Below are 4,473 nucleotides of genomic sequence, written 5' to 3'. Positions count from 1 at the left end.
GCGCCCGGCCGTCGCGGCGCTGCGGGCCGAGAACACCCGTCCGCTGCTGCTCGGCCCGAGCCTGGGCTCGCAGAACCGCCTGCTGAGCCGGGTCGCGATGGCCCGCACCGCGCCGCTCCTGCCCCACGACCGCGTGCTGGTGTTCGACGACACCATGCTCGTGGCCCACTACGGGTGCCAGAAGTACCCCGAACTCGGGCTGCTCGGCGAGAAGCCCCCGGCCGAGGCGATCGCGGACATCCAGGCCCGCGCCACGGAGTACGCCGACCAGGTCGACCACGACGTCGAGGCCGCGATGGAACTCATCGTCACCGTCGCCAGTGGCGATCCGAAGAACGAGAAGGCCTCCCAGGAGCTGCGCCTGACCGACCAGCGCGCGTGGGTGGAGCCCGCGGGTGAGGCGGGCGTGCACGTCGTCCTCGACCTGCAACCCGGCCACGTCGACTTCCTGACGCAGGCCAAGATCTACGAGCGGCTCCTCGTCATGCCGCACGTGTCGCTGGCCCTCGACCCGGAGTGGCGTTTGAAGCCCGGGCAGAAGCATCTCGAGCAGATCGGGTCGGTCGACGTCGAGGAGGTCAACGCCGTCGCCGACTGGCTCGCCGACCTCGTGCGCCGCAAGAACCTGCCGCAGAAGGCACTCGTGATCCACCAGTTCACGCAGGACATGATCCGCAACCGAGAGAGGCTCACAACCACCCACGACGAACTGGCCATCGTGCTGCATGCCGATGGTCACGGCGCTCCCACGGACAAGCTCGGCACCTGGGCGCGGGTGCGCACCGACCTGCCCGCGAACGTGCGGATGGGCTGGAAGAACTTCCTCGACGAGGACACCCCGATGATGTCCCCGGCCGAGACGGTCGAGCGGGTCGACCCGGTCCCGGACCTCGTCACCTATCAGTGACGATGCTCACCCCTCGGTGACGTCTCCGTCGGTGTAGACCCAGCGGCCCCCGCGCCGCTCGAACCGGCTCTGCTCGGTCTGCACCCCGGTGCGCCCATCGATCGTCGCGCGCCAGTGGGCCCGGAACGTCACGGTCCCGGTCTCGTCACCCATATGCCCGCCGGTGGTCTCCACCACCTCGAGGCCGGACCATTCCAGACCGGGCACCGCCCGTACCGACTCGGGTCGGGTCCGCGGGTGATGCGACCGCAGGAGATGCGCGTGGGCACCGGGGTCGGTGCGCAAGACCGCGAAGGCGGAGTAGCGCGAACGCATGAGCTCCTCGGCCGTCGCCGCCGCGCGGGTCCCGTCGATGATCGGGCCGCAGCACTGCTCCAGCGTCGCACCGGAGCCGCAGGGGCACGGGTCGGTCGGGTGACTCATGCGCCGGCCTCCGACGGGCGGAATCGCGGATGCTCCGGCCACGGGGCGTCGCCGGCCTGCAGCCCCGCCCAGTCGCGGGCCCGCAGCGCGTGGGCGGTCAGCACACCCACGACGAGGGTCGGATTGTGCAGGTGCCCGGCCAGCACGGCCTCGTGCAGGTCGTCGAGATCGACCCGCTCGACCGCCATGTCGGCCTCCTCACCCTCACGCACGTGACGCCGCTCCGCCGGCACGTCACCGAGCCCCCGGGCGAGGTAGACCCGCACGGCCTCGGAGCTGCCACCGGGCGTCGGCCAGATGTCGACGAGCACGTGCCACGTCGTGGCCGTCAGGTCGACCTCCTCGCCCAACTCGCGGGCGGCCGCGGCCAACGGAGCCTCGTCCGCGACGTCGAGCAGACCGGCGGGCAGTTCCCACGCCCACGCCCCGACCGGGTGCCGATACTTCCGGATCACCGTGACCTGATCGGCGTCGTCGAGCGCCAGGACGGCGACCGCCCCGGGATGCTCGATGACCTCGCGCGTCAGCGTCTGGCCGGCGAAGTCGAACGTGTCCCGCCGGACGCCCCAGACCGCGCCCTCGAACACCGTCTCCGACGCGGTGACCGGTTGGGCGACCAGGGAGTCGCGCAGCTCGGTCACGCGCGCGGACCGGCTTCCTCGACGACCAGGTCGGCCTCGTGGTGCTTCGGCGCGATCTCGACCTCGAGCAGGCGCTGCTCGCGCTGCCGATCGATCGCCGCCGAGATCAGCCCCGCGAAGAGCGGGTGCGCCTTGTGCGGCCGGGACTTGAACTCCGGGTGCGCCTGCGTCGCGACGTAGTACGGGTGGACGTCGACGGGCAGTTCGACGAACTCGACCAGACCGAGGTCCGGGTGGGTGCCCGAGATGACGAGCCCGGCCTGCTCCAGGCGCGCCACGTACGAGTTGTTGACCTCGTACCGGTGCCGGTGTCGCTCGGTCACCGAGGTCGTGCCGTACGCGCCGGCCGCGACCGATCCCGTCACGAGGGTGGCCGGGTAGGAGCCCAACCGCATCGTCCCGCCGAGGTCCCCGTCGCCGCCGACGATGGCCTTCTGCTCCTCCATCGTCGCCACGACCGGGTCCGGGGTGTTCGGGTCGAACTCGCTCGACGACGCTCCGGCAATGCCGACGACGTTGCGGGCGTACTCGATGACCATGCACTGCAGGCCCAGGCAGATGCCCAGGGTCGGGACCTGGCGCTCCCGGGCCCAGCGCAGCGCACCGAGCTTGCCCTCGATGCCGCGCACACCGAAACCGCCCGGCACGAGGACCGCGTCGACGCCGCCGAGAGCCTTGGCCGCTCCGGCCTCCGTCTCGCAGGTGTCGGAGGCGACCCAGCGGATGTTGACCTTGGCGTCGTTGTGGAACCCGCCGGCGCGCATCGCCTCGGTCACCGACAGGTACGCGTCGGGCAAGTCGATGTACTTGCCGACCAGGGCCACCTCGACCTCGTGCTCGGGCTGGTGGACCCGCTCGAGCAGCCGGTCCCAGTTGGTCCAGTCGACGTCGCGGAACGAGACACCGAGGCGCCGGATGACGTACGCGTCCAGGCCTTCGGCGTGCAGGACCTTGGGGATGTCGTAGATGCTCGGCGCGTCCGGGCACGCGGCGACGGCCTCGAGTTCGACGTCGCACATGAGCGAGATCTTGCGCTTGATGCCCTCAGGCACCTCGCGGTCGCAGCGCAGCACGAGCGCGTCGGGCTGGATACCGACCTGACGCAACGCGGCTACCGAGTGCTGCGTCGGCTTCGTCTTCAGCTCACCGCTGGGCGCGAGGTAGGGCACGAGCGAGACGTGCACGAAGAAGCAGTTGTCGCGACCGATCGCGTGGCGCACCTGGCGGGCGGCCTCGAGGAACGGCTGGGACTCGATGTCACCGACCGTGCCACCGATCTCGGTGATGATGATGTCCGGGGCATCGCCGTCGCGCACGCCCGGGCTCCCTGCCGCCGCGGCCCGCATGCGTGCCTGGATCTCGTTGGTGATGTGCGGGATGACCTGCACGGTGTCACCGAGGTACTCCCCACGGCGCTCCCGGGCGATGACGGTGCTGTACACCTGCCCGGTCGTGACGTTCGCCGACCCGTCGAGGGCCACGTCGAGGAACCGCTCGTAGTGGCCGATGTCGAGGTCGGTCTCGGAGCCATCGTCGGTGACGAAGACCTCACCGTGCTGGAACGGATTCATCGTTCCGGGGTCGACGTTGATGTAGGGGTCGAGCTTCTGCATCGTCACCGCCAGCCCACGGCTGCGGAGCAGATTGCCGAGGCTGGAGGCCGTCAGGCCCTTGCCGAGGGAGGAGGCTACGCCTCCGGTCACGAAGATGTGCTTGGTCGTCGCCACGGGCTTCGATCCTACGTCACGGATAGGGGCCGATGTACCACTGGTGCCAGCGTTGCGCCGTCTCGTCGTCGTCATGCCAGGTCGCGGCGCGGGTCCGCCCGGCCTGGACCATCTCCGCGTGCCACGTCGGATCCTGCAGGATCGCGTCCACCGCTCCCCCGAGGGCGGCCGGGTCGCCGACCGGCACGAGCAGTCCGACCCCGTCGACGAGGTCGCGCAGCCCACCCACGTCGGTCGCGATGACCGGGGTGCCGGCGGCCATGGCGTCCTGCACGGCCATCGGCCGGGCGTCCCAGGAACTGGGGAGCACGAAGAGGTCGGCGGCCTGCAGCCATCGGGTCACCGTGTCGGGATCGGTCTCCTCGACGAGGTGGACCGGCAGTGCGCGCGTCACGGACTCCTGCTGCAACGTCTCGCGTACCTCGAGATCGCCGTCGCCGATGACGACCCAGGTGATCCCCGACTCCACCTCGGCGGCCGCGTCGAGGAGGTCGGGGATGCGGTGCTGCGGGTCGAGCGAGCAGACGGTCACGACCAGCGGGCCGGTCGGGTCGACGGGCAGGGGCGCGAGCAGTTCGGTGCGCAGGGCGTCACGGGCCAGAGCGTCGAGCGGGGCCTGGAGCAGGCGCGGCACCCTGGGCGAGGGCACTTCGGCCGCCCAGGAGCGCCGTGCGCCGTGGGCCTGGGCCGAGGCCACGAGATCACTGGACGCGCCGGTGACGAGGTCGGCGCGGCGGGTCGTCAGCCACTGGACGAGGTGTCCGCGCAACCCGCG

General features: G+C 71.1%; 4 protein-coding genes and 1 pseudogene. 1 reads left to right on the top strand and 4 read right to left on the bottom strand.

Annotation, left to right across the window (positions count from 1 at the left end; translation table 11 throughout):
• A pseudogene (locus KD1_RS16920) lies at positions 1 to 907 on the top strand (hypothetical protein); the annotation flags it as partial.
• 6 nt (positions 908 to 913) lie between these two features.
• Here the strand turns inward: KD1_RS16920 and KD1_RS13660 are convergent.
• From KD1_RS13660 to KD1_RS13645, 4 genes are all read right to left on the bottom strand, one after another.
• Positions 914 to 1,330, bottom strand: coding sequence for a YchJ family protein (locus KD1_RS13660; protein WP_068402807.1), 417 nt, complete (start codon positions 1,328 to 1,330; stop codon positions 914 to 916).
• Positions 1,327 to 1,971, bottom strand: a complete 645-nt coding sequence (locus KD1_RS13655) for an NUDIX domain-containing protein (protein WP_068402806.1) — start codon at positions 1,969 to 1,971, stop codon at positions 1,327 to 1,329. The genes KD1_RS13660 and KD1_RS13655 overlap by 4 nt, the downstream gene beginning before the upstream one ends.
• Complete coding sequence (gene pyrG, locus KD1_RS13650; RefSeq protein WP_068402804.1) at positions 1,968 to 3,698, bottom strand: CTP synthase; 1,731 nt, start codon at positions 3,696 to 3,698, stop codon at positions 1,968 to 1,970. The genes KD1_RS13655 and pyrG overlap by 4 nt, the downstream gene beginning before the upstream one ends.
• Positions 3,699 to 3,714: 16 nt before the next feature.
• A partial coding sequence (locus tag KD1_RS13645; protein ID WP_157073359.1) for a glycosyltransferase family 4 protein occupies positions 3,715 to 4,473 on the bottom strand: 759 nt, incomplete at its 5' end.

This window comes from Kribbia dieselivorans NBRC 106261, from assembly GCF_001552435.1.
In the GTDB taxonomy this organism is placed as follows: domain Bacteria; phylum Actinomycetota; class Actinomycetes; order Actinomycetales; family Dermatophilaceae; genus Kribbia; species Kribbia dieselivorans.
This window is presented reverse-complemented; position numbering and strand designations above follow the sequence as displayed.